This is a genomic window from Luteimonas sp. MC1750 (genome assembly GCF_016615955.1).
In the GTDB taxonomy this organism is placed as follows: Bacteria; Pseudomonadota; Gammaproteobacteria; order Xanthomonadales; family Xanthomonadaceae; genus Luteimonas.
Window position 1 is genome coordinate 201,445 of sequence record NZ_CP067113.1, and the last position, 25,720, is coordinate 227,164.

Genomic DNA, 25,720 nt, shown 5'->3' on the forward strand with positions numbered 1-25,720 from the left:
TCGAACGTGAAGCTATCGAACAAGACGCGCCAGGCCGTGGTCCAGTCGCGGCGGGCGCTGCAGCTGCTGGCGGCACTGCTGGTGCTGCTGGCGGCGTGGCTGGCCTGGACCGGCTGGCAGCAGATGCAGGACGGCACGCGCCGCAGCCAGCTGGCGACCACCCGCGACGCGCTGGCGCAGTCCACCGGACGCGCGCTGCAGGCCGAGCTCGCGCGGCTCGAGGAGCGCATGGCCTCGACGCCGGTGCGCGCCGCGCTCGCGGACGGGGACCTCGCCGCGGCCTCCGCCGCGCTCGGCCGCGACTGGCCGAACCTGGAGTCCGCGACGATCCACGACACCGGGCTGGCCGAGGCCTATGCCACGGCCGCGCAGGCGGGCTACGGCCGCATCGCCGTGGCCGAGGCCGCGATGACCGAAGGCCGGCCGGTGATGTGGGTGGTCCGCGACGGCGATGCGCCGCGCCTGGCGCTGGCGATGCCCGCGCGGGTCGGCGAGACCCTGGTCGGCGTGGCCTACGTGCGCCTGCCGCTGGCGCGCGCGGTGGCCGGCCTCGATGCCGTCGACGTGCCCGGCTCCACCTATCTCGCGCTGCGCCAGGGCGGCTTCACCCTGGCCGATCGCGGCGACCCTGATTACGCGGCATCCGCGGAACGCATGGCCGTGCCGGTGGACGGCACCGGCCTGCGCGTGGCCGCGGGCCTGCCGCCGCGGCCGGCCGCGCTGTTCGGCCTGGCCGCGCTGCCTTCGATCGTGGTCGCGGCGATCCTGCTGCTGCTGGCCTACGTGCTGTCGCGCCTGCCGAGCCTGGTGGGCCGGCCGGAGAGCGAGGAGGCCGCCGCGGCCCCCACCCTGGAGCAGGCCCTCGAAATGGAACCCGTGATGGACACTGAGCAAAGCGCCACGCCCGTGCGCGAAACCCGCCCGGCCGCGGTCGCGATCGACCCCGGCATCTTCCGCGCCTACGACATCCGCGGCATCGTCGGGCAGTCGCTCGACATCGGCGTGGCCGAGCTGATCGGCCATGCGATCGGGTCGCTGATGCACGAGCAGGGCCTGAAGGACATCGTGGTCGGCCGCGACGGCCGCCTCTCCGGCCCCGACATGGTGGCCGGGCTCACCGCGGGCCTGCGCAAGGCCGGCCGCGACGTGATCGACATCGGCATGGTGCCGACGCCGGTGGTGTACTTCGGCGCCTACCAGCTGCGCACCGGCTGCTGCGTCTCGGTGACCGGCAGCCACAACCCGCCGGACTACAACGGCTTCAAGATCGTGGTCGGCGGCGAGACGCTGTCGGGCGACGCGGTCACCGACCTCTACGCGCGCATCGCCGAGGACCGGCTGTACACCGCGCCGTCGCCGGGCGGCGTGACCGAGCGCGACATCGCGTCGGACTACGTCGACCGCATCGCCTCCGACGTCCAGGTCGACCGTCCGCTGAAGGTGGTGGTCGATGCCGGCAACGGCGTGGCCGGCGAGATCGGTCCGCGCGTGCTGGAAGCGATCGGCGCCCACGTCGAGCCGCTGTTCTGCGAGATCGACGGCACGTTCCCCAACCACCACCCGGACCCGAGCGAGCCGCACAACCTCACCGACCTGGTCGAGATGGTGAAGCGCTTCGACGCGGACCTCGGCATCGCCTTCGACGGCGACGGCGACCGCCTGGGCGTGGTGACGAAGACCGGCGAGAACATCTTCCCCGACCGCCTGCTGATGCTGTTCGCCGCCGACGTGCTGGAGCGCAACCCGGGCGCGGTGATCGTGTACGACGTGAAGTGCACCGGCCGCCTGCAGGGCCACATCCTGCGCCATGGCGGCAGCCCGCTGATGTGGAAGACCGGGCATTCGCTGATCAAGGCCAAGATGCGCGAGACCGAGGCGGAACTCGCCGGCGAGATGAGCGGCCATTTCTTCTTCGGCGAGCGCTGGTACGGCTTCGACGACGGCATCTACGCCGCCGCGCGCCTGCTGGAGATCCTGGCCTCGCGCCCGGAGGAGCCCTCGGACGTGCTGGCGGCGCTGCCGGCCGGCATCTCCACGCCCGAGATCAAGGTCGATGCACCCGGCGGCAATCCGCACGCCTTCGTCGAGCGCTTCGTCGCGCAGGCGAAGTTCGAGGGCGGCGCGCGCCCGTCGACGATCGACGGCCTGCGCGTCGACTTCCCGGACGGCTGGGGACTGGTGCGCGCCTCCAACACCACGCCGGTGCTGGTGCTGCGCTTCGACGCCGACAGCCAGGAGGCGCTGGACCGCATCCGCGGCGAATTCCGCACGCAGCTGCTGGCGCTGGACCCGGACCTGCCGCTGCCGTTCTAGCGCGGACCGCGGAAGCGGCTCCCACAGGTGCAGGCTGGCCGGCTCCTAGCCGCCCTTCATGCTCCGATAGCGCTCGAGGGCACCATCCAGGTCGCTGCCCAGCGACGCGCGGTCGGCCAGCTGGCGCTCCATGATCGCCTGCTGGCGGGCGAGGTCGCCGTGCTGGGCGTGGATGCCGTCGACCAGCGCCTTGCCCACCGGCTGCCCGAGCAGCTCGAGCTCGGCGGCCTGGCGCAGCAGCGACAGCAGGCTCTGGCGCAGGTTCGCGATGCTGAGCTCCGAGGTCTTCAGCGACTCCTCGACCAGGGTGATGCGCTCGCCGTAGGCGCGGCGCAGGTCGTTCTCGGTGGCGTAGGACTCGATCATCGCGAGGTCGCGGCGATGGCGATCGGCCTCCGCCTGCTCGGCCTCGGCGGCCACGCGGGCCGCGACCGCCGCGGCGGCGCGCTCGTCGCCGGTCAGCGCGCGCGGCACCTGGCCGGTGCGGTTGCCGCTGGCGGCGTTGATCTCGGTGCGGGCGCGGTCCAGCGCGCTGGCCGGCAGCGTGTCGCCGCAGACCTGCACGCCGTTCTCGTCCCAGCAGTAGAGCTTCTTGTCGGCATTGGGCGCCTGCGCCGCGGCTGCCAGCGGCAACATCGCCATCGGCAGCGTGGCCAGCAGCGCGCCGGTGATCCAGTGTCTGGTCTTCATCGTGTCCGTCCCCCCGGTCGGCCGAATCAGGCGGCCGCGCTGCCGTAACGCACGCGGTAGGCAAGCAGGCGCTCGCGTTCGCCCGACAGTGTCGCGGTTTCGCCGGTGAACGCAAGCAGGTCGGCGAGGCTGGCGATCGCCACCACCGGCACGCCCGCCTGCGCCGCCACCCGCTCCGCCGCCGAGCGGCGGTCAGCGGACGCCTCGTCCAGCACTTCCTGGCGATCGAGGGCGATGGCCACGCCCGCGGGGATGCCGCCGCCGGCGCGGATCAGGTCGAGGGCCTCGCGCACGGCGGTGCCCGCGGTCAGCACGTCGTCGACCACCAGCACGCGCTTTCCGTCGAGCGCGGCGCCCACCAGCGTGCCGCCTTCGCCATGGGCCTTGGCTTCCTTGCGGTTGTAGGCCAGCGGCAGGTCGCGGCCGCGGCGCGCGTATTCGCAGGCCAGCGCGGTCGCCAGCGGAATGCCCTTGTAGGCCGGGCCGAACAGCAGGTCGAATCCGAGGCCGGCGGCGTCGATGGCGTCGGCATAGCAGGCCGCGAGGCCGGCCAGCGCCGTGCCCGAGTCGAAGCGCCCGGCATTGAAGAAATACGGACTGGTGCGGCCCGACTTCAGGGTGAATTCGCCGAAGCCCAGGGCGTCGGCCTGCAGGGCCAGGCGCAGGAAGCGGGTGCGATGGTCGGGCATGGCAGGGGCAGGCGGCCGCGGGGTGGCCATGGTAGCAACCCGCGCGGCATTGACCGGGATCAACGCCCGGGCCCCGCCGGCTGGCCTATGGTGGCCCGGACGGAATCGACGAGGAGGAGCGGCATGAGCAATCTGATCCGGCCTGGACTGGCGATCGCAGCGACGCTGCTGGTGGCCGTGGCCTGCGGGAAGACCGACGGCGACGTGGCCACCCCGGCCGCCGACGGCGCATCCGCCATCGACGCGACCGCGACCGCGACACCGCCGGCGGGCGACCCGGTGACGATGGACGGCGTGCCCGGCACCGCGCCGACCGCCGCGGCGGCCGATCCCGCCGATGCCGCCGCCGCGGGCGCCGGCGACACGCTGCGCACGACCGCCGCCGCGATGTTCGGCACCATTCCCGCCCGCGTGGAGGAGCTGCGCGGCAAGGCGCTGTCGGAGGCGCAGGTCGAGCTCGGCCACATGCTGTTCTTCGATCCGAGGCTCTCCAGCAGCCACCTGATCACCTGCAACACCTGCCACAGCATCGGCACCGGCGGCGCGGACAACGTGCCGGCCTCGATCGGCCACGGCTGGCAGCGCGGCCCGCGCAACTCGCCGACGGTGCTCAACGCGGTGTTCAACGCCGCGCAGTTCTGGGACGGCCGCGCCGCCGACCTCGCCGAGCAGGCCAAGGGCCCGGTGCAGGCCAGCGTCGAGATGAACAGCACGCCGGAGCTGGTGGTGCGGACGCTGGAGAGCATCCCCGGCTACGTCGACCGCTTCGGCACGGCCTTCCCCGGCCAGGCCAAGCCGGTCAGCTTCGACAACATGGCCTTGGCGCTGGAAGCCTTCGAAGCCACCCTGGTGACGCCGGACTCGCGCTTCGACCGCTGGGTGCTGGGCGACGACAGCGCGATGGACGACACCGAGCGCCGTGGCCTGGAGCTGTTCGTCTCCAGCGGCTGCGCCTCGTGCCACAACGGGCGCAACTTCGGCGGCCAGACCTATTTCCCCTTCGGCGTGATCGAACGACCCGGCGCCGACATCCTGCCGGCCGGCGACAAGGGCCGCTTCGAGGTCACCGCGACCGCCAGCGACGAATACGTGTTCCGCGCCGCGCCGCTGCGCAACGTCGAGCTGACCGCGCCGTACTTCCATTCGGGCCAGGTCTGGGACCTCGAACAGGCGGTCGCGATCATGGGCACGGCGCAGCTGGGCCGCGAGCTGGACGGGGACGAGGCCAGCGCGATCGCCGCCTTCCTGCGCACCCTGACCGGGCGCCAGCCGACGGTCGAGTACCCGATCCTGCCGCCGAGTACCGCCTCGACCCCGAAGCCCGCGCAGTAGCGCGCTGCCGGACCACCACCGCCGGCGCATGGCCGGCGGTGGTGCGCTAACCTTCCGCCCCATGCGCATCGTCAGTTTCAACGCCAACGGCATCCGTTCGGCCGCCAGCAAGGGCTTCTTCGACTGGTTCCGGGCCCAGGACGCCGACATCCTCTGCGTCCAGGAGACCAAGGCCCAGGAACACCAGCTGGCCGCGGCGTCCGGCGACGGCCTGCATCCGGACTACCTGCCCGACGGCTACCGCGCCTGGTTCAAGGATGCGATCACGAAGAAGGGCTACAGCGGCGTGGCGATCTACAGCCGCCGCGAGCCCGACGAGGTGCGCACCGCGCTCGGCTGGGCGCCGTTCGACGACGAGGGCCGCTACATCGAGGCCCGCTTCGGCAACCTGAGCGTGGTCTCGTTCTACATCCCCTCGGGTTCGTCGGGCGAGCTGCGCCAGGGCTTCAAGTTCGAGGTCATGGACTGGCTGAAGCCGATCCTCGACCAGTGGCTGGCGAGCGGCCGCGACTACGTGCTGTGCGGCGACTGGAACATCGTCCGGTCGCGCAACGACATCCGCAACTGGACCGGCAACCAGAAGAACTCCGGCTGCCTGCCGCCCGAGCGCGCCTGGCTCAACGGCATGATCGCCGACGCCTGCGGCGACGGCCTGTGCGAGGCGCCGACCCACGGCTGGCGCGACGCGCTGCGCGTGCTGCGCGCCGACGCCGCCGACGAATACACCTGGTGGAGCAACCGCGGCGCCGCGCGCGCGAACAACGTGGGATGGCGGATCGACTACCAGTTCGTGACGCCTGGGCTGGCCGACCGCGTGGAGGCCTGCGCCGTCCACGGCGAGCCGCGCTTCTCCGACCATGCGCCGCTGGTCGTGGATTACCGCGAATGAGCGCGAAGCCCTCGGCCTGGCGCGCGTTCGCCCAGCCGTCGGCGTGGACGATGTTCTTCTTCGGCTTCGCCTCGGGCCTGCCCTTCCTGCTGGTGGCTGGAACGCTCGCCTACTGGCTGCGCGAGGGCGGCATCGAGCTGAAGGAGATCACCATGATCGCCAGCGCGGGCATGGCGTATTCCTTCAAGTTCATCTGGGCGCCGCTGGTCGACCGCTGGCGCCTGCCGCTCCTGGGCCGCTTCGGCCAGCGCCGTGGCTGGCTGCTGCTGGCGATGGGCGCGGTGATGCTCGGCCTGCTGGCGATGGCGGCGCTGACGCCCGAGCGCCTGGGCACCTTCGTCGCGCTGACCCTGTGCGTGGCGTTCGCCGGTGCGACGCTCGACATCGCGGTGGATGCGTACCGCGTCGAGATCGCCCCGGCCTCCGAGCAGGGCGCACTGGTGGCGACGTACTCGCTCGGCTACCGCATCGCCCTGATCGCGTCCGGTGCGCTCGCGCTGGTGCTGGCCGACCACGCCGCCTGGCCGGTGGTGTACCGGGTGATGGCGGCCCTGATGCTGGTGCCGATCGTGGCCTGCCTGCTGGCGAAGGAGCCCGAGGTCATCCGCGTGCGCACGGAAGGCTTCGCGGCGGGGCTGCGCGAAGGCGTGGTCGAGCCGTTCGCCGACTTCTTCCGCCGCTTCGGCAGCGGCATCGGCCTGGTCGTACTGCTGTTCATCCTGTCGATCAAGATTTCCGACCAGGCGATCGTCGGCGGCATCATCGGACCCTTCTACCTCGACCAGGGCTTCAGCAAGACCCAGATCGCGGCCGTGACCAAGGTCTACGGCATCTGGGTCGGCATCGCCGGGGCCTTCCTCGGCGGCGTGGCGGTGGCGCGCTGGGGCATCCACTGGCCGCTGCTGATCGCGATCGTCCTCGGCGCGGCCAGCAACCTGCTGTACCTGGTCCTGGTCGGCGCCAACGGCGACATCGGCCTGCTGACCCTGGTGATCTCCGGCGAGAACCTCGCCCAGGGCTTCCTCGGCACGGCCGCGGTGGCCTACCTGTCGGCGCTGGTGAACCAGCGCTACACGGCCACCCAGTACGCGCTGTTCTCCTCGCTGATCATGCTGCCGGGCAAGGTGCTGGGCTTCTTCTCCGGGGCGATCGTCGAATCGAGCCCGGGCGGCTACGCGACCTATTTCGTGATCACCGCGGTGGTCGCGGTGCCGGCGGTGCTGCTGTTCTTCTGGCTCAAGCCGCGGGTGCGGGTGGGTGGCGAGGACGGCGCGACCGCCGCCGTGGACATCAGGACGAAGGAACGCCGGCCATGACCGAAATCGTGCTCAGGGACATCGACGAGCTGCTGCTGGACCGCATCCGGCGCGTGGCCGACCGGCGCGCCTGGACGCTGGCGCACGCGCTGCACCATCTGCTGGAGCAGGGGCTCTACGCGGTGGAGGGCGAGGGCCCGATGGGCTTCGACACCTCCGAGGCCGATGTCCTGCAGGCCGCGATCGCGGCGCTGGAGGGTGTGCCCGACGACGTGTTCTCGCTGATCGGGCAGGTGCCCGATGCCACACCCCGCCAGGGCGAGCCGCTGTAGGAGCGGCTATGGCCGCGATCGGCTTGCCGGAACTGCAATCGCGGCTGTAGCCGCTCCTACAAAACCAGGCGGAGCTCAGGCCTGGTGGATGGCACCGAGGATGCGCGGGCCGGCGGCGCCGGTGACCGCGGCGAGGTTGCCGGGGCGGCCGGCCAGCGTCTCGCGCGCCAGCCAGGCGAAGGCCATGGCCTCGATCGCGTCGGGGTCCAGGCCGTGGGCCGAGGTCGATTCCACCACCACGCCCGGGAGCGCGACGGCCAGCGCCGCCATCAGCGCCGGGTTGTGCACGCCGCCGCCGCAGGCGATGACCCGCGCGGTGTCGGGCTGGGTGGCGCGCAGCGCGTCGGCCACGCTGCGCGCGGTCAGCGCGAGGAGGGTGGCCTGGACGTCGGCGGGAGCCTCGTGCCCGTCCAGGCGTGACGCGACCCAGTCGAGATGGAAGCGGTCGCGGCCGGTCGACTTCGGCGGCGGCTCGGCGAACCAGGGTTCGGCCAGCAGCCGGGCCAAGAGCGGCGCGTCCACGCGGCCGGAGGCGGCGAAGGCACCGCCGCGGTCATAGGCCTCGCCGCGGTGCTGCAGGCACCACGCATCCATCAGGCCGTTGGCCGGCCCGGTGTCGAAGCCGCGCACGGGCCCGCTGGCGGGCAGCAGGGTCAGGTTGGCGATGCCGCCCAGGTTGAGCACGGCGCGCGGCTCGGACGCATCGTGCAGGAGGGCTGCATGCAGCGCCGGGACCAGTGGCGCGCCCTGGCCGCCGGCGGCCACGTCGCGCGCGCGGAACCCGGCCACCGTGGTGATGCCGGTGCGCTCGGCGATGGTCGCGGCGCAGCCCAGCTGCAGGGTGAAGGGCAGGGCGCCATGCGGATCGTGGCGCAGGGTCTGCCCGTGCGAGCCGATGGCGACGACGTCGCCGGCAGCGGTGCCGCTGTCGTCCAGCGCGCGCAGCGCGGCATCGGCGAAGGCCCGCCCGATGGCGACGTCGAGCCGGCCGACCTCGTCCAGCGCCAGCGTGGCGTCCTGCTGGCCCAGCGCCACCAGGCGCCCGCGCAGCGCCGGATCCCAGGCATAGGTGCGTGCGAAGCGCAGCACCGGGCGCGCATCGGCGGCGTGGTGTTCGAAGTCGACCAGGGCGGCGTCGATGCCGTCGGCGCTGGTGCCCGACATCAGCCCCAGGAAGCGGCGTGGACGGGCCGCCTGCGCGGGCGGCGGCGCGTGGTGTTCCGGCGTGGCCACCGGGTCGTGCCGGGATCAGCCCCGGCCGCGGCCCGCGGTGGCGTCGCGGCGCACGTCGGCCACGCGCGTGTCGTCGCCGCGCTCGGCCGGCACCTGGGCATAGATGAGGTCTTCAACCGTGCGGATGCGCGCCAGCGCCGGCCCGGTCTGGGCGCGGAAGGCGGCCAGCGCGGTGCCCTTCAGCGGCTCCGGCTCGGGCATGGTGTGCTGCAGCGGATTGCGGTGCACGCCGTTGATGCGGAATTCGTAGTGCAGGTGCGGGCCGGTGGAAAGTCCCGTGCTGCCGACGCGGCCGATCACCGTGCCCTGGCCGATGCGCTGGCCCTGGCGGATGTTGCCGAAGCCGGACATGTGCGCGTACAGGGTGGTGTAGCCGCGGCCGTGGTCGAGGATCACGGTGTTCCCGTAGCCGCCCTTCCAGCCCTTGAACGCCACGCGCGCGTCGCCGGCGGCCATGATCGGCGTGCCGGTGCCGGCGGCGTAGTCGACGCCCTTGTGCATGCGCATCGTGCCGCGCACCGGATGCCGGCGCGAGCCGAACTTCGAGCTCAGCCGCGCGTACTGGATCGGCATGCGGATGAAGCTCTTCTTCAGTGGCCGGCCGTCGGCGTTGAAGTACTCGGCCTTGCCGTCGCGCTCGAAGCGGAACGCGGCATACGGCTTGCCCTTGGCGGTGAACACCGCCGCCAGCACCTCGCCGGTGCGCAGCAGTTCGCCTTCGCGGTACACCTGCTCGACGACCACGCTGAAGCGGTCGTTCTGGGTGACGTCGGTGTTGAAGTCGATGTCGTACTTGAAGATCTCGTCGGTCAACGTGTTGATGGTCGAGCCCGACAGGCCGTGCTTGCGCGCGGTGTGGAACAGCGAGCGGCCGACCTGGCCGCTGACCACGGTGGTGCGGACCTCGAGCGGGCGCTCGACGACGGTCTCGGTGACCGTGTCGCCCGCGAGCGCCAGCAGCACGCGCTCGGTCTCGCCGCGGTCATAGCGCAGCGCCTTCAGTGCCGCGGGGCGGCCGTCGGCGGTCGGTGCGCCGAACGCGAAGCCGATTTCGGTGCCGGGACGCAGGCGGGTGAGCGCCTGGCGCGCGCCGGGCTGCGCCAGCAGCGCATGCATGGTCGTCGCCGGGACTCCCAGCTCGTCGAAGATCGAGCCCAGGGTCTGGCCCTTCTCGACCTGGACCAGCATCCAGTCGTCGCCCCGCGCCTCGCTGCGCGCGGGCAGCTCCGGCGCCGGCAGCGCCAGCGACAGGGTGGTCAGGCGCGCGCTCTGCGGCACGTCGACGGCCGTATTGAAACCGGGCACGATGGCCAGCAGCAGCGCGCCTGCGGTCGCCATCAGGCTGGCGTGCCCCCACTGCCTGCGCGCCCAGCGACGACCACCGATGAGTTCGGTGGCAGGTTCCTTCTGGCGGGATGCGGCCTGGCGGGCAAGCTCGCGGAGGTTGCGGAGGCGGATGCGCGCGCTGCGGTGCGCGTCGGACGGGCCGGACGTTTCGGGCGTGGTCATATGGGTCGGACTCGTGGCCCTGGCGTGACGGGCGCGTCACCGGGCCACCATAATCACGCGAAGATCACGCGTCAAACCCCTGATGCCGTTGGCATTTCCGGGCGGCAACAATTTAACCTGCTGTTAACACCCCACATAAACTGCGTCACATTTTTCACGGCGCCTTGACGCCAATCCAGGAAATCCAGTGTCCCAGACCACCCCCAACCAGGCCTTCCAGCAGATCGCGCGCGGCACCGACGAGATCCTCAAGGCCGATGAACTGGAGGCCCGCCTGGCCTCCGGCCGACCGCTGCGGATCAAGGCCGGCTTCGATCCCACCGCGCCGGACCTGCATCTCGGGCACACGGTGCTGCTCAACAAGCTGCGGCAGTTCCAGGAGCTGGGTCACACGGTGGTGTTCCTGATCGGCGACTTCACCGGGATGATCGGCGACCCCTCGGGCAAGAGCGCCACCCGCAAGCCGCTGACCCGGGACGACGTGCTCGCGAACGCGAAGACCTACGAGGACCAGGTGTTCAAGGTGCTGGACCGCGAGCGCACCGAGGTCCGCTTCAACTCGGAATGGTTCGGGAAGATGGGCGCGGCCGACATGGTCCGCCTGGCCGGCCAGCTCACCGTGGCGCGCATGCTCGAGCGTGACGACTTCGCCAAGCGCTACGCGGCGCAGCAGTCGATCGCGATCCACGAGTTCCTGTATCCGCTGGTGCAGGGCTACGACTCGGTCGCGCTCGAGGCCGACGTCGAATGCGGCGGCACCGACCAGAAATTCAACCTGCTGATGGGGCGTGGGCTGCAGGAGCACCACGGGCAGAAGCCGCAGGTGGTGCTGACCATGCCGCTGCTGGTGGGCCTGGACGGCGTCAACAAGATGTCGAAGTCGCTGGGCAACTACATCGGGGTGACCGATCCGGCGATCGACATCGTCAACAAGGCGATGAAGATCGGCGACGCGCTGATGTGGGACTGGATCGAACTGCTCAGCTTCGAGATCGGCATCGCGGAGGCGGCGGGGCTCAAGGCCGAAGTCGCCGAGGGCACGCTCAACCCGCGCGAAGTGAAGCTGCGCCTGGCGCGCGAGCTGGCCACGCGCTTCCATGACGCCGCCGCCGCCGACACCGCGATCGCCGGCTGGCACGCGGCGGTGACCGGGCAGGGCGACACCTCGCTGCTGCCGCTGCAGGACGTGGCGGTGCCGGCGGAAGGCCTGCGCATTGCTGCGCTGCTCACCGCGGCCGGGATCACCCCGTCGAACTCCGAGGCCAACCGCAAGCTCAAGGAGCGCGCGGTGAAGGTCGATGGTGCCGTGGTCGAGGACGCCGGCCTGCTGTTGCAGCCCGGCTTCGAGGGCGTGCTGCAGGTCGGCAAGCGCAACTTCGCGCGCGTGCGGCTGGTCGCCGGCTGACCGGGCCTCGGCGAGCCGGCCTGGGCGAGCTCACCCCGGCGATCCAGCCTCAGCTGGCCGCGAGCGCCGCCAGCACCATCAGCGCGACCACGCAGGCATAGCCCGCCATCCACGCCAGGCTCCGCGCGAGCTGCACGTCGGCCAGGTAGAGCGCGCCGTGCGCCACGCGCACGACCACGAATGCGACCGCCAGCATCGCGATGCGCGCGTGGTCGACGCCGGCCGCCTGCGCCATCAGCACGCCGGCGGCAAACGGCGCGAACGCCTCGAAGGCATTGAGGTGCGCGGCGTTCGCCCGCTGCACCCGGTAGTTCCCGGCCTGCTTGGCGATCCAGGCGCGCGGGTTGCGGTTGTTGTAGCCGGGTGCGCCGGTCTTGGCGACGGCCACCCAGATGTAGGGCAGCAGCGCGGCGATCAGGATGCAGCCGTAGGCGGTGGCAAGGGTCATGGAGGAGTGCCGCGGATGGAGTGGCCGGAGTAGATCAGGTTTGCCGCCGCGCCCGCCACTGCCCGCCCGCCCACTGACCCCAACTGTAGGAGCGGCCATGGCCGCGATCGGGGGTGCCGTTGCAGCCGGCTTGCACGACTTGCAGCGGCTGCGGCCGGCGATCGCGGCCATGGCCGCTCCTACAGTTGGGCCATGGCTGCTCCTGCATGAAGAACGGCGCCTTTCGGCGCCGTCCGGTTCCACCCTGGCGGCCAGTGCCGGCCGCCCTGGCGCAGCCTTACTTCGCGGCCCGCATCCCGTCGCGCGCGGCCTTGAAGGCATTGCCTTCGTACCAGTTCGGCCAGCCGCCGTCGTCGGCCAGGGTGCGGCCGACGCCGTACAGGGCCTCGAGGTCCTGGATCACGCCGTCGAGGTTCCAGGCCGGATCGAACTCGTCGGCCGGCTTGTGGTACGCCACGTCGGTATAGCGCTTGGCGTAGGCCGCGCCCGCCTCCTTGCCGCCTTCCACCAGGTCGTCGCCGCCCTTGGCGTACAGCGCGGGCACGCCGGCCTTGGCGTAGTTGAAGTGGTCGGAGCGGAAGTAGAAGCCGCCGGCCGGGTTGCCTTCCATCACCAGGGTGCGGCCCTGGGCGTCGGTATAGGTCTTGAGGATGTCCTCCAGCTGGGAGTTGCCCAGGCCGGTCACGACCATGTCGCGCGCCGGGCCGGCCACGCTCATGGCATCCAGGTTGACCACGCCCACCGTCTTCTCCAGCGGGAAGGCCGGGTGCGCGACCTGGTACTTCGAGCCAAGCAGGCCCGACTCCTCCAGGGTCACGGCGATGAAGGCCACCGAGCGCTTCGGCGGGCCGTCGGCCTTGAACTTCTCGGCGATCTCGATGATGCCGGCGATGCCGGTGGCGTTGTCGACCGCGCCGTTGTAGATCGTGTCGCCCTCGCCCTCGTGCTTGCCGAGGTGGTCCCAGTGGCCCATGTAGACCACGGCCTCGTCCGGCGCCTCGCTGCCGCGCAGGATGCCGACCACGTTGCGCGAGGAGCTCTCGCGGCTGGTGCTGTCGAGGTCGAAGGACACGCGCGCATCGAGCGGCACGGCCTTGAAGCCGCGCTGGTTGGCGGCGACGTAGAGCGCGTCCAGATCCTGTCCGGCGTCGGCGAACAGCTGCTTCGCGGCCTCGCCGGTCAGCCAGCCCTGCGCGGGCAGGCGCGGTTCCGGATCGTCGGATGCGCGCAGGTCGAACTGCGGGCCCGACCAGGAGTTCTTCACCACGTCCCAGCCATAGGCGGCACCGGCGGTGTCGTGGATGATCAGCGCGGCGGCGGCACCCTTGCGCGCGGCTTCCTCGAACTTGTAGGTCCAGCGGCCGTAATAGGTCATGCGCTCGCCCTCGAACAGCGAGGCGTCCTTGGCATGGAAGCCCGGGTCGTTGACCAGCATGACCACGGTCTTGCCCTTGACGTCGAGGCCGGCGTAGTCGTTCCAGCCGAGCTCGGGCGCATCGACGCCGTAGCCGACGAACACCAGGTCGCTGTCGGCGACCTTGATCTCGGCCTCGCCGGTGCGCGTGCCGATCACCATGTCGGTGCCGAACGCCAGCTCGCTCTGCTTGCCGGCCACGTCCAGGCGCAGCACGGTGGATTCGTCGGCGGTGGTCTCGACCATGGGCACGGTCTGGAAGAAGGTGCCGTTCTCGCCGCCCGGCTCGAGGCCGATGCGCTCGTACTGGGCCTTGATGTACTCGACGGTCTTCTCGCCGCCGGGTGCGCCGGGCGCGCGGCCCTCGAATTCGTCGGAGGACAGGGTCTTCACCATCTCGGCGAAGTCGTCCTTGCTCAGCTCCGGGCTGAAGCTGTGGGCGGAGGCGGTGGCGGGAGCCGCGGCCGCGGTGTCGGCGGTGGCGGGGGCGCTGGCGGGCTCGCCGCTGCATGCGGCCAGCGCCATGGCAACGGCGAGGCTGGGCACGAGGTGGGTCGGTCGCATTCGTCGGGTCCTGCGTGGATGGAAGGCCCGATTCTATGCGGTCGGCGCCGCGAAGGGGCCCGGGTCAGTCCTCGCCGCGGCGCGGGGCGGTGGGCGTGGAATAGCGCACCGGCTGCGCGCCGGTCACCGGGCCGATGCGCGCGGTGTCGTGCACGTAAAGGGTCACTTCGCGCTCGAACACCAGCGGGCCGTCGACCACGGCCCCCGGGCCGATGACCACGCGCGGCAGGCGCGGACCCACGCGCACCGGCATCCAGCTGCTGCCCGGCTTGCGGACCTCGATGCCGCCGCGCACGTGCGACCCGATCCCGACGGTGAGGTCGCCGTTGGCCAGGCGGACGTCGCCCGCGACCTCGGTCGCGACCAGGCCGATGGCGCCGTTGGTGGTCTCGACCGCGCCGACGCGTCCGCCGCGTTCGATGAGGATGCTGCCGTTGACGGTGCGCACGTCGCCGGCGACGTTCACGCGTTCGCCCACCCGGATGCTGCCGTTGACCGTCGACAGGCGCTCGGCGGTGACGTCGTCGCCGGCGCTGATGCTGCCGTTGGTGGTCGAGGCCGGACCCGCGGTGACCGTGTCGGCCAGTCGCACGCTGCCGTTGGTGGTGGCCAGGCGGCCGTAGTCCGCGCCGGCGGTGGTGTTGACCGCACCATTGGTGCGGACGATGTCCTCGGAGGCGCGGGCACTGGCGGGAAACAGCGCGGCCAGGACCAGGAGGAGGAAGAGCAGGGTGGCGTGGATGGCGGCCATGCGGGGAGTCTGCGCCTGCCGGGCGCTACAATGCACCTGTCCAACGTCACAGGGTCGAACGTCGTGCCTGAAGCCGCTTCCGTCCGCCGCCCGAAGCCGGTGGTGCTGCTGATCCTCGACGGCTGGGGCCACCGCGACGATCCGCGCGACAACGCCCTGGCGCTGGCCGACATCCCGAACTGGCGCCGCCTGTTCGCCGCCCGTCCGTCCACCCTGGTGCACACCGAAGGTACCCATGTCGGGCTGCCCGACGGACAGATGGGCAATTCCGAGGTCGGGCACATGAACATCGGCGCCGGACGGGTGGTCTACCAGGACCTGACCCGGATCGACGCCGCGATCGCCGATGCCAGCTTCTTCGCCAACGCCGAGCTGCTGGCGGCCTGCCGCACCGCGAACGCCAGCGGCGGCACCCTGCACCTGATGGGCCTGCTGTCGCCGGGCGGCGTGCACAGCCACGAGGCGCACCTGTTCGCGATGCTGCAGCTGGCGCGGCGCGAAGGCGTGGCGCGCGTCGCCGTGCACGCCTTCACCGACGGCCGCGACATGCCGCCGCGCTCCGCGGCGCCGAGCCTGCGCGCGCTGCAGGAGGCCTGCGCCGCCGCCGGCAACGCGCGCGTCGCCAGCGTCAGCGGCCGCTATTACGCGATGGACCGCGACGGCCGCTGGGACCGCGTGCGCCGTGCCTGGGACGCGATCGTCGACGCGCAGTCCCCGCACCGTGCGCACGACGCGCTGGCCGCCCTCGATGCCGCCTATGCCCGGGGCGAGAACGACGAATTCGTCGCGCCCACGGTGATCGATGGCGCCACACCGATCGCCGATGCCGACGTGGTGGTGTTCATGAACTTCCGCGCCGACCGCGCGCGCCAGCTCACCGCGGCCTTCGTCGCGTCGGGCTTCGACGGCTTCCAGGCGCGGCGCCCTGTGCTGGCGCGCTTCACCTGCCTCACGGAATACGACGCCATGCTGCCGGCGCCGCTGGCCTTCGCGCCGGACGACCTGCGCAACACCCTGGGCGAAGTGCTCGGCGCGAACGGCATGACCCAGCTGCGCATCGCCGAGACCGAGAAGTACGCCCACGTCACCTTCTTCTTCAACGGCGGCCGCGAGGCGCCGTTCCCCGGCGAGGAGCGCATCCTGGTACCCAGCCCGCAGGTCGCGACCTACGACCTGCAGCCGGAGATGAGCTGCCCGGAAGTGACCGCGAAGCTGGTGGCGGCGATCGCGTCGGAGCGCTTCGACGCAGTGGTCTGCAACTTCGCCAATCCGGACATGGTCGGCCACACCGGCGACCTGCAGGCGGCGATCAAGGCCGTGGAAGCGGTGGACCGCGCCCTGGGCGAGGTGGCCGCGGCGGTTGCCGCGAAGGGCGGCGAACTGCTGGTCACCGCCGACCACGGCAACGTGGAGATGATGCGCGACCCCGAGACCGGCCAGCCGCACACCTCGCACACCGTCGGCCCGGTCGACCTGATCTACGTCGGCAGCCGCGAAGGCGCCACGCTGCGCACCGGCGGCGCGCTGCGCGACCTGGCGCCGACCATGCTCGACCTGCTGGGCGTTCCGAAGCCGGCGGAGATGACCGGCCGCAGCCTGCTGGCGTGACCGGCGCGGCGGCCCATCCGCGCCGCGCCGTGCGTGCTCCGGGCGCGGCGGCGCTGGCGCTGCTGGTCGCGGCGCTGGTGCTGCCCGCCGGGCCGCTCGCCGCACAGGACAGCCGCGAGGCGCAGCGCCGGCTCGAGCGCGTGAAGCGCGAACTCAACGAGGTCGGGCGCGAACGCCGCCAGCTGGAAGGCCAGCGCGGCACCGCCAGCCGGGAGCTGCGCGAGGCCGACGAGCGGGTCAACCGCAATGCCCGCGAACTGGCCGACACCGCGGCCGCGCTGGCGCGCCAGCAGCAGGCGCTGTCGGAGCTCGAAGCGCGCCGCGATGCCGCCGCCCGGGGCCTGTCGGCGCAGCGCGCCGAGCTTGCCGCGCTGCTGCGCGCGGCCTACACCGTCGGCGGCCAGGCGCCGTTGAAGCTCATGCTGTCGCAGGACGATGCCGCCGGCGCCAACCGCAGCCTGGCCTACCACGGCTACCTGCAGCGCAGCCGCAGCGCGCGCATCGCCGCGCTGTCGGCGGAGCTGTCCGGGCTGGACGACATGGAGCGCAGGATCGCCGCCGAGCGCGAGGCGCTGGCGGCCACCAGCGAGCGCCAGCGCACGCAGGCCGCGGCACTGGTGCGGGAGCGCGCCGAACGGGCCAAGGCGGTGGCCGAACTCGACGGCCGCTATCGCGACCGCAGTTCGCGCGAGAAGGCGCTGGGTGCCGATGCAAAGTCGCTGGAAGGCCTGCTTGCACGGCTGCGCGCCGCCGCCCGCCGCGCCGAGGCGGAGCGCAAGGCCGAGGCCGCGCGCCGCGCCGCCGCGGCCCGCCGCGACAGCGCGCCGCCCGCGGCCGCCACCGGGACCGGGCGCAGCCCGGTGCCCGACGCGCCGCGCGTGGCGGTGGCGCGCAGCGCCCCGGTGCAGGTGGGCGGCCTGTCCTGGCCGCTGACCGGCAGCCTGCTGGCGGGCTACGGCGGGCGCATGCCCGACGGCCGCAGCAGTTCCGGCGTGCTGGTCGCCGCCAGCGCCGGCACGCCGGTCAGGGCGGTGGCGGAGGGCACGGTGGTGTTCGCCGAGTGGATGACCGGCTACGGCCTGATCCTGATCATCGACCACGGCAACGGCTACATGAGCCTGTACGCCCACAACGACAGCCTGCTCAAGGGGCCCGGCGACCGGGTCGCCCGCGGCGACGCGGTGTCGACCGTCGGCACCTCGGGCGGACAGGGCACCGCGGCCCTGTATTTCGAGCTGCGGCGCGACGGCAAGCCGGTCGATCCCAACGCCTGGCTGCAGAAGCGCTGAACCGCGACGCGGCCGCGCTGCGCCGGGGCGGCATAATCGGGGAACCCGCGCCCGTTGGCGCAGGGCCCACACCTGCGTACCCCTGGAGTCCCGAATGCGTGCCAGCCTGTTGACGCTCGCCCTCGCCAGCCTGCTGGCCCTGCCCGTTGCCGCCCAGGAGCCGCCGCCCGCGGCGCCGACCCCGGAAGCGCCGGAGCAGGTCGACCCTGCGGACGAGGCGCCGGAGCAGCTCGACCCTGCAGACGAGGCGCGGGGACAGGATGTCGAGCCTGCTGCGGCGGACGTCGTCGGCGAGCAGGGCGCCGCTGCCGCCGCCGACGAGGCCAACAGCGCGATCCCGCTCGACGAGATCACCCGCTTCGTCCTGGTCTTCAACGCCGTGCGCGCCGGCCACGTCGACGAGGTCAGCGACCGCGACCTGATGCAGGCCGCGATCCGCGGGCTGCTGCTCGACCTCGACCCGCACAGCGCCTACCTGCAGCGCAGCGACGCCGAGGCGTTCGAGGAGGGCACCACCGGTGCCTACGAGGGCATCGGCGTGGAAGTGATGCAGCTGCCCGACGGCAGCATGCGCGTGGTGTCGCCGATGGATGGCAGCCCGGCGCAGCGTGCCGGCATCCGCTCGGGCGACGTGATCACCGCCGTCGACGGCCAGGCGCTGACCCCCGCCAGCCACGAGGGCCGCGGTCCGCTGCGCGGACCGCCCGGAACCGAGGTCGGCGTGACCGTGCTGCGCGAAGGCGAGGCCGAGCCGCTCGAGCTGCGCGTGGCGCGCGAGGTCATCCGCACGCCCAGCGTGCGCGGCAGCATCCGCGAGCCCGGCTTCGGCTACGTGCGCATCGCCAGCTTCCAGGCCGACACCGCCACCGACTTCGCCGCAACCCTCGACCGGCTCAACGGCGAAGCCGGCGGCGAGGGCCTGCGCGGCCTGGTGGTCGACCTGCGCAGCAATCCCGGCGGCCTGTTGACCTCGGCGGTGCAGATCGCCGACGACCTGCTGGAAAGCGGCGGGATCGTCAGCACCCGCGGGCGCATCCAGGTCGGCGACACCGCGTTCAACGCGACGCCCGGCGACCGCATGCGCGGCCGGCCGGTGGTGGTGCTGGTCGACGCCGGTTCGGCCAGCGCGTCCGAGGTGGTGGCCGGCGCGCTGCGCGACAACGCGCGTGCGTGCATCGTCGGCAGCCGGACCTTCGGCAAGGGCTCGGTGCAGACCCTGCTGCCGCTCGACAACGGCGACGCGGTCAAGCTCACCACCGCGCGCTACTACACGCCGGGCGGCACCTCGATCCAGGCGCTCGGGATCGAGCCCGACCTGGTGATCGACGCCAAGGGTGCGCCGACCGCGGGCTACGCCGAATCGACGCTGCCGGGCCATCTCGCCGCCGACGGCGAGGAGGACCGTCGCCCCGGGCAGGTGCTGGACGGCGAGGAGCCGGTCAAGGCCGCCATCGGTGCGCTGCGTCGCCTGGCCCAGGGCGGACCCTGCGAACCGCCCGCGGCCCCGCCGGCCCCGGCCGCGAACGCCGCTCAGTAACCCTTCTGGCGGCGCAGCCGACGCGCGATCGCGCCGCGCGAGAACAGCGCGAACGCGACGCCGAAGGCGAAGCCGGCGATATGCGCCGACCAGGCCACGGCGCCGAAGGCCGGCCCGATGTAGGCGAACACCACCTGCAGCAGGGCCCAGATGCCGATCAGCAGCGACGCCGGCGCGCGCACGAACTCCAGGAACAGCCCCAGCGGCAGCACCACGCCGAGGTGGGCGCGCGGGAACAGCGCGAGGTAGGTGCCGATCAGCGCCGAGACCGCGCCGCTGGCACCGATCACGAAGCGGTCGGGCGCGTCGACCACCAGCACGGTGACCAGGTTGGCGACCGCGCCGCCGGCCAGGAACAGTGCCAGGATCCGCCACGAGCCGAGCATGCGCTCGGCGGGCAGGCCGAAGATCAGCAGGAACACCAGGTTGCCGAGCAGGTGCGCCCAGTCGGCGTGCACGAACAGCGCGGTCAGCAGGCGCAGTCCGCGCTCGCCGTCGCCCCACCAGTCGGCCAGCGCGTCGGGCGCCAGGCCGCCGGTCAGGGCTCCCCAGCGCGCCATCAGCGCCTGCTCGACGCTGTCGGGACGCGTGCTCGCCCACAGGTAGACGCACCACAGCGCCGCGCACAGCAGCGGCGTCGCCCAGCGGAACGCCGGACGCGCATGGGTGGGTATGGAGACGAACATGACTGCGGAAGGAAGCCGGTCGGCAGGCGTGGCCGGCCAAGATACCCGCCCGGAGGCGTGACGCGGGACACCTGTGCAACACCATCCGCCACGGTATAGTCTTCCGCCGCTTCCAAACCAACACGCCACGTCAGGAGCTTTCAAGCAATGCGCATCTCCCCCCTCTTCCAGGCTTCGGCCCTCGCGCTCGGCATCCTCGGCGCGCTGGCCCTGGCCCCGGCCCACGCCTCCGGCTTCCAGCTGAAGGAGAACAGCGTCAAGGGCCTCGGCGCCGCGTTTGCCGGTTCCGGCATCAACGAAGGCGACGCCTCGGTCGTGCTCAACAACCCGGCCGCGATGACCCGCTTCGAAGGCACGACGGTCCAGGCCGACCTGTCGGTCATCGACCTGAGCTACGAGTTCCAGGGCGAAGGCACCGATGCCTTCCGCCGTCCGCTCACCGGCGGCAACGGCGGCGACGCCGGCGACGTGACCCCGATCCCGGCGTTCTCGGTGATCCACAAGCTCGACAACGGCCTGGCGCTCGGCGCCATGGTCAGCGCGCCGTTCGGCCTGAAGACCGAGTACGAGCCCGACTGGCAGGGCCGCTACTTCGCCGACACCTCCGACGTGAAGATCATCAACCTGACCTTCTCGGCCGCCCTCGACGTCACCGACCGCTTCTCCGTGGGCCTGGGCGCGATCTACTCCAAGGCCGACGTGACCCTGTCCAAGGCCGTCGATTTCGGCACCCTGCTGTACTCCAACCCGGCCACCCGCCCGCTGCCCTTCGCCGTGCCGCAGGCGCGTGACGGCCACGCGGAAATCCAGGGCGACGACACCGGCTTCGGCTGGGTCGCCGGCTTCAGCGTGCGCCCGACCGACCGCTTCTCGGTGGGCGTGAGCTACCAGTCCGAGATCGACTACGAGCTGCGCGGCACGGCCGACTGGACCGTTCCGGGTGACGTACGCACGGTGTTCAACAGCAGCCCGGTCACCGCCCAGCTGTTCCAGGACGGTGGTGCCGGCGCCAAGCTGACCACGCCTGCGACCTTCTCGGTCGCGGCCCGCTACGACTTCACCGAACGCTTCGCGATGATGGCCAAGTGGGCCGAGACCGGCTGGTCCTCGCTGCAGGAAGTGCGCGTCGAGTTCGACGGCCCGGACGCCGACTCGGTCGAGCCCTTCGAGTGGGAGGACACGCAGTTCGCTTCGCTCGGCGCCGAGTACAAGCTCAACGACGCGTGGACCCTGCGCGGCGGTGTCGCGCTCGACGAGACCCCGACCAGCATCGAGCACCGCACGCCGCGCCTGCCCGACGCCGACCGCATGTGGTACTCGATCGGCGCCACCTGGGCGGTCAGCGATGCGCTCTCGGTGGACCTGGCCTTCACCCACCTGAAGCCGAAGGATCCCGAGGTCGACTTCACCAGCGGCGGCAGCACCATCTCCGGTCCCTACGACGGCGACGCCAACCTGTTCGGCGTGTCGGCGCAGTACCGCTTCTGATCCAACCCGGGGCGGCCCTTCGTGGGCCGCCCGCCTGGGTTGAAACAAAAGGCCCCGCATTCGCGGGGCTTTTTTTGTTGTTGCGCTGCTTGGCGGGGGAAAGCCGGCGCGTTGTTGCTCGGTCGCAGCGCTTCGACGCATGGCCTGCTGCCGCTCATGTCCCCCGATGCCGGCCCACAGGGCCGGCATCTCCTCCTTGACTTCCCGTCAGCAGGCCACGCGCCGAAGCGGTGCAGAGTCGCGGCGCGCGCCAATAGGCAACGGCGGCTGCTCGCCGGCTTTCGCTTTGCCATGCCTGCGCCCGTGTACTGCCGCTCTGCTCTGCTCTGCCTGCAGCGGCCGATAGAGTTGCGGACTGCGGTGCGATGCCTGCTGACGGGAAGTCAAGGAGGAGGCTTCGGCCGCAAGGCCGGAGCCGGGGGACATGAGCGGCAGCAGGCATCGTGCCGCAGCACCGCCAAGGGTCCCGCCGGATAGTGTTCCTCGATACGACGAAACGATGCTCTCAGTCTTGGAGGAGGGATTTTTCAAGTGATTCCCGGACGTAAGAGAAGAAGCTTGCTTTGGGTAAGTCCACGCTGCCCGTCCCGCGCACAGGGGGTGTGCTCCGCCGGCCGTCTCCGCGTCCTGCTGCCAGCGGCCGGGCGCCGGCCATCCATGGCCGGCTCTCCGCACACCCCCTGTGCGCGGGACGGGCTCCGGCCTCTATCGGCTTCGGGCCCGATAGCAAAATCGGTCACGGCTGGAACAGCCCGGATCAACAGGAGCGGACCGGGGCCTCACCAACGAAAACGCAACGGCTCGCCGCGCCGCTTTGGCTTGTCCCGCAACAGGATCGCGACAGGAGTCGGGCCCGCCGCGGCTGCAGGGGGGATGGCCAGAGCCGGCCATGGATGGCCGGCGGCCGGAACTGGGAGCAGGACAGCGCAAATTCCGGCTGGTCATCCCCCCTGCAGCCGCGGCGGGCACCGCAGCTTCGCACTGCAGTGCGGCCAGGGCGGCCAAGGCGGCCTGCTCAGTCGCCCAGCGTCAGCAGCGAAGCGTTGCCGCCGGCGGCGGTGGTGTTGATGGTCACCGTCTTCTCGGTGGCGAAGCGCGGCAGGTAGTGCGGGCCGCCGGCCTTGGGGCCGGTGCCGGACAGGCCCTGGCCGCCGAAGGGCTGCACGCCGACCACCGCGCCGATCTGGTTGCGGTTGACGTAGATGTTGCCGACCTTCGCCCGCGCGACGATGCGCTCGACCGTCTGGTCGATGCGCGAGTGGATGCCGAGCGTCAGGCCGAAGCCCGTCGCGTTGATCGCGTCCACCACCTGGTCGAGTTCGCTGGCCTTCCAGCGCACCACGTGCAGCGCGGGACCGAAGTTCTCGCGTTCCAGGCGGCCGATCGAGTCGATCTCCCAGGCGCGGGGAGCGAAGAAGGTGCCGTGGGTAGCGTCGTCGGGCAGCGTGGCCTGCGCGATCAGGCGGCAGCCGGCCATCTCCCCGGCGTGGTCCTCGAGCAGGCGCAGCGCATCCGCGTCGATCACCGGGCCGACGTCGGTGGCCAGGTCGCCCGGGTCGCCCACCACCAGCTCGGCCATCGCGCCGGCCAGCATGTCGACCACCTTGCCGGCGATGTCGTCCTGCACGAACAGCACGCGCGCGGCCGAGCAGCGCTGGCCGGCCGAAGTGAAGGCCGAGCCGATCGCGTCCTTGACCACCTGCTCGGGCAGCGACGACGAGTCGGCGATCAGCGCGTTCTGGCCGCCGGTCTCGGCGATCAGCACGCCGATGGCCGCGTCGCGGGCCGCGAGCGCGCGGTTGATGGCGCGCGCGGTGGCGGTCGAGCCGGTGAAGGCCACGCCGGCCACGCGCGGGTCGGCGGTCAGCGCCGCGCCGACGCTGGCGCCGTCGCCCGGCACCAGCTGCAGCACCGAAGCCGGGATGCCGGCCTCGTGCAGCAGCCGTACCGCCGCGTGCGCGACCAGGTTGGTCTGCTCGGCGGGCTTGGCGATCACGCTGTTGCCGGCCGCCAGGGCCGCGGCCACCTGGCCGCAGAAGATCGCCAGCGGGAAGTTCCACGGGCTGATGCAGACGAACACGCCGCGGCCTTCGAGCTGCAGCACGTTCGACTCGCCGGTGGGGCCGGGCAGGGCCTGGGCAGCGAACTGGCGCCGCGCCTCGCCGGCGTAGTAGCGCATGAAATCGACCGCTTCGCGCACCTCGGCGACGCCGTCGACAATCGTCTTGCCGGCTTCGCGCGTGCACATCGCGATGAACCGCGGCATCTGCCGCTCCATCACCCCGGCCGCGTGTTCCAGGATCGCGGCGCGCGATGCGGCGGGGGTCGCGTTCCAGGCCGGCTGCGCCGTGACGGCGTTGGCCAGCGCGCGCTCGACGGTGGCGGCGTCGGCCGCCTGCCAGCGACCGACCACGCGGCGGCGGTCGGCCGGATCGGTCACCTCGGCCCAGTCGGCGCGGCTGGTCGCGCCCGGCACCAGCGGCGCCGCCTGCCACTGCAGGGGTTCGTCGGCGATGGCGGCCGCGAGCGTGCGCAGGTCGTCGTCGTTGGCGAGGTTGATGCCCATGGAATTGGTCCTGTCGATGCCGAGGCTGCGGAACATGTCGGCGGGAAGCGGGATGCGCGGGTGCGGGATGGCGTCGTACGCGGACACGACCTCGACCGGGTCGCGGACCAGGTCTTCGACCGGCACGTCCTCGTCGGTGATCCGGTTGACGAAGCTGGAGTTGGCGCCGTTCTCGAGCAGGCGCCGCACGAGATACGGCAGCAGGTCCTCGTGGCTGCCCACCGGCGCGTAGACGCGGCAGGGCACGTCCAGGCGATCGGCCGGGATGACCTCGTCATACAGGTCGTCGCCCATGCCGTGCAGCTTCTGGAACTCCAGCGGGCGGCCGGCGGCCATGCGGTGCACGGCGGCGATGGTCTGCGCGTTGTGGGTGGCGAACATCGGGTACACCGCACCGCCGGCCTCGAGCAGGCGCCGCGCATTGGCCAGGTAGCTCACGTCGGTATTGGGCTTGCGGGTGAACACCGGATAGCCGGCATGGCCTTCGACCTGCGCGCGCTTCACCTCGGCGTCCCAGTAGGCGCCCTTGACCAGGCGCACCGGGATCCGCCGTCCGCCGCGGCGGGCGAGGCCGGCGATCCAGTCGATCACGAACGGCGCGCGCTTCTGGTAGGCCTGCACGACGATGCCGAAGCCGTTCCAGCCGGCCAGCGACGGGTCCGACCACGCGGCTTCGATCACGTCCAGCGACAGCTCCAGGCGGTCGGCCTCCTCGGCGTCGACGGTCAGGCCGATGCGGTGGCCCTTGGCGCGCTGGGCCAGGTCGAGCAGGCGCGGCGCGAGCTCGGCCAGCACGCGGGCGCGCTTGGCGTGCTCGTAGCGCGGGTGCAGGGCCGAGAGCTTGACCGAGATCGACGGCGCGACGATCTCGTCCGCGGCCCCGCCGGCGCTGCGGCCGATCGCGTCGATCGCGCCGCGGTAGGCCTCGAGGTAGCGATCGGCGTCGCGCCGGGTGAGCGCGGCCTCGCCCAGCATGTCGTATGAATAGCGGTAGTTCGCGTTGCGGCCCTTGCGCGCGCGCGACAGCGCCTCGCCGATGGTGCGGCCCATCACGAACTGGTGGCCCATGATCTTCATCGCCTGGCGCACCGCCAGGCGGATCACCGGCTCGCCGACGCGGCCGACCAGGCGCTTGAAGGCGCCGTGCACGTCGCGCTTGGTGTCGTCGGCAAGGTCGACCAGCTGGCCGGTGAGCATCAGACCCCAGGTCGACGCATTCACCAGCACCGATTCGGACTGGCCGACGTGGCGCTTCCAGTCGGCCTCGCCCAGCTTGTCGCGGATCAGCGCGTCGGCCGTGTCCTGGTCCGGGATGCGCAGCAGGGCTTCCGCCACGCACATCAGCAGCACGCCTTCCTCGCTGCCGAGGTCATACTGGCGCATGAAGGACTCGACCACGCCCTGGTCGCGCGCGCGCAGGCGCACGCGGCGCACGAGGTCGGCGGCGGTGGCGGCGATCGCGGCGGTGTCCGCGGGCGGCTGCCGGGCGTCCTCGAGCAGCGCCGTCACGCGCGCGGTTTCATCCGCGAGCCAGTGGCGCGTGATGGCCGCGCGCAGCGGGTCGGTCGGCGCGGGCAGGTCGCCGGGGAAGTGTCTGGTCACGGTCTTCATGCGGTGCGGGGAGAAGCGGGATTCTAGCGTTGGCGCGCGCTGGAATCGCGCAAACGCGGCAGCGGCGCACATTCTCCCTTGCCGGTCCAGTAGCCCCACGGCTACCATCG

General features: G+C 72.1%; 19 protein-coding genes. 10 read left to right on the forward strand and 9 right to left on the reverse strand.

The window, feature by feature from the left end; all coding sequences use genetic code 11:
• Window positions 1-6 precede the first annotated feature (6 nt).
• Window positions 7-2,313 carry a phosphomannomutase/phosphoglucomutase gene (locus tag JGR68_RS00970; protein ID WP_199363372.1) on the forward strand — a complete coding sequence of 769 codons (2,307 nt, stop codon included), beginning with the start codon at window positions 7-9 and terminating at the stop codon, window positions 2,311-2,313.
• A 45-nt stretch (window positions 2,314-2,358) separates the two neighbouring features.
• Here JGR68_RS00970 and JGR68_RS00975 read toward each other — a convergent pair whose 3' ends face one another.
• Both JGR68_RS00975 and pyrE read right to left on the reverse strand, forming a co-directional pair.
• Complete coding sequence (locus JGR68_RS00975; protein WP_199363371.1) at window positions 2,359-3,003, reverse strand: hypothetical protein; 645 nt, start codon at window positions 3,001-3,003, stop codon at window positions 2,359-2,361.
• A 26-nt stretch (window positions 3,004-3,029) separates the two neighbouring features.
• Entirely contained in the window at window positions 3,030-3,692 is a 663-nt protein-coding gene (pyrE, locus tag JGR68_RS00980) for an orotate phosphoribosyltransferase (RefSeq protein WP_199363370.1), read from the reverse strand.
• A 123-nt stretch (window positions 3,693-3,815) separates the two neighbouring features.
• Here pyrE and JGR68_RS00985 point away from each other — a divergent pair, with 123 nt between their 5' ends.
• From JGR68_RS00985 to JGR68_RS01000, 4 genes are all read left to right on the forward strand, one after another.
• Window positions 3,816-5,024 (forward strand): cytochrome-c peroxidase, encoded by a 1,209-nt coding sequence (locus tag JGR68_RS00985; RefSeq protein WP_305067869.1) that lies wholly within the window; start codon window positions 3,816-3,818, stop codon window positions 5,022-5,024.
• 61 nt (window positions 5,025-5,085) lie between these two features.
• Window positions 5,086-5,913, forward strand: a complete 828-nt coding sequence (locus JGR68_RS00990) for an exodeoxyribonuclease III (protein WP_199363368.1) — start codon at window positions 5,086-5,088, stop codon at window positions 5,911-5,913.
• Window positions 5,910-7,229, forward strand: coding sequence for an MFS transporter (locus JGR68_RS00995; protein WP_234446541.1), 1,320 nt, complete (start codon window positions 5,910-5,912; stop codon window positions 7,227-7,229). Before JGR68_RS00990 ends, JGR68_RS00995 begins: the two co-directional genes overlap by 4 nt.
• On the forward strand, window positions 7,226-7,501 hold the full coding sequence (locus JGR68_RS01000; protein WP_234446542.1) for a hypothetical protein: 276 nt from the start codon (window positions 7,226-7,228) through the stop codon (window positions 7,499-7,501). Before JGR68_RS00995 ends, JGR68_RS01000 begins: the two co-directional genes overlap by 4 nt.
• Window positions 7,502-7,576: 75 nt before the next feature.
• Here the strand turns inward: JGR68_RS01000 and JGR68_RS01005 are convergent, their stop codons facing one another.
• Both JGR68_RS01005 and JGR68_RS01010 read right to left on the reverse strand, forming a co-directional pair.
• Window positions 7,577-8,734: an anhydro-N-acetylmuramic acid kinase gene (locus tag JGR68_RS01005; protein ID WP_255531872.1), complete on the reverse strand. Its 1,158-nt coding sequence runs from the start codon at window positions 8,732-8,734 to the stop codon at window positions 7,577-7,579.
• A gap of 15 nt (window positions 8,735-8,749) precedes the next feature.
• Window positions 8,750-10,072: a M23 family metallopeptidase gene (locus tag JGR68_RS01010; protein ID WP_234446669.1), complete on the reverse strand. Its 1,323-nt coding sequence runs from the start codon at window positions 10,070-10,072 to the stop codon at window positions 8,750-8,752.
• Between the two features lie 358 nt (window positions 10,073-10,430).
• Here JGR68_RS01010 and tyrS point away from each other — a divergent pair, with 358 nt between their 5' ends.
• Window positions 10,431-11,648, forward strand: a complete 1,218-nt coding sequence (gene tyrS, locus JGR68_RS01015; RefSeq protein WP_199363364.1) for a tyrosine--tRNA ligase — start codon at window positions 10,431-10,433, stop codon at window positions 11,646-11,648.
• Between the two features lie 49 nt (window positions 11,649-11,697).
• Here tyrS and JGR68_RS01020 read toward each other — a convergent pair whose 3' ends face one another.
• The 3 genes from JGR68_RS01020 to JGR68_RS01030 all read right to left on the reverse strand — a co-directional run bounded on the left by JGR68_RS01020 (window position 11,698) and on the right by JGR68_RS01030 (window position 14,825).
• Window positions 11,698-12,096, reverse strand: coding sequence for an MAPEG family protein (locus JGR68_RS01020; protein ID WP_199363361.1), 399 nt, complete (start codon window positions 12,094-12,096; stop codon window positions 11,698-11,700).
• A gap of 277 nt (window positions 12,097-12,373) precedes the next feature.
• Entirely contained in the window at window positions 12,374-14,074 is a 1,701-nt protein-coding gene (locus JGR68_RS01025; protein ID WP_199363359.1) for a M28 family metallopeptidase, read from the reverse strand.
• Between the two features lie 64 nt (window positions 14,075-14,138).
• Complete coding sequence (locus JGR68_RS01030) at window positions 14,139-14,825, reverse strand: hypothetical protein (RefSeq protein WP_199363357.1); 687 nt, start codon at window positions 14,823-14,825, stop codon at window positions 14,139-14,141.
• 63 nt (window positions 14,826-14,888) lie between these two features.
• On the opposite strand from JGR68_RS01030, the gene gpmI reads away from it, so the two are divergent.
• The 3 genes from gpmI to JGR68_RS01045 all read left to right on the forward strand — a co-directional run bounded on the left by gpmI (window position 14,889) and on the right by JGR68_RS01045 (window position 19,259).
• Window positions 14,889-16,433, forward strand: coding sequence for a 2,3-bisphosphoglycerate-independent phosphoglycerate mutase (gpmI, locus tag JGR68_RS01035; protein WP_234446543.1), 1,545 nt, complete (start codon window positions 14,889-14,891; stop codon window positions 16,431-16,433).
• On the forward strand, window positions 16,430-17,722 hold the full coding sequence (locus JGR68_RS01040; RefSeq protein WP_234446544.1) for a peptidoglycan DD-metalloendopeptidase family protein: 1,293 nt from the start codon (window positions 16,430-16,432) through the stop codon (window positions 17,720-17,722). Before gpmI ends, JGR68_RS01040 begins: the two co-directional genes overlap by 4 nt.
• Before the next feature lie 94 nt (window positions 17,723-17,816).
• On the forward strand, window positions 17,817-19,259 hold the full coding sequence (locus JGR68_RS01045) for a S41 family peptidase (RefSeq protein ID WP_199363395.1): 1,443 nt from the start codon (window positions 17,817-17,819) through the stop codon (window positions 19,257-19,259).
• Here JGR68_RS01045 and JGR68_RS01050 read toward each other — a convergent pair.
• Complete coding sequence (locus JGR68_RS01050; protein WP_199363394.1) at window positions 19,253-19,945, reverse strand: rhomboid family intramembrane serine protease; 693 nt, start codon at window positions 19,943-19,945, stop codon at window positions 19,253-19,255. The two genes, JGR68_RS01045 and JGR68_RS01050, sit on opposite strands and share 7 nt — an antisense overlap.
• Window positions 19,946-20,092: 147 nt before the next feature.
• Between JGR68_RS01050 and JGR68_RS01055 the strand changes: the two genes are divergently transcribed.
• Complete coding sequence (locus tag JGR68_RS01055) at window positions 20,093-21,433, forward strand: porin (RefSeq protein WP_199363393.1); 1,341 nt, start codon at window positions 20,093-20,095, stop codon at window positions 21,431-21,433.
• Window positions 21,434-22,448: 1,015 nt separating this feature from the next.
• On the opposite strand, the gene putA is transcribed toward JGR68_RS01055, so the two are convergent.
• The gene (gene putA / locus JGR68_RS01060) at window positions 22,449-25,601 is read right to left on the reverse strand and encodes a bifunctional proline dehydrogenase/L-glutamate gamma-semialdehyde dehydrogenase PutA (RefSeq protein WP_234446545.1); all 3,153 of its coding nucleotides are present in this window, start codon (window positions 25,599-25,601) and stop codon (window positions 22,449-22,451) included.
• Window positions 25,602-25,720 lie beyond the last annotated feature (119 nt).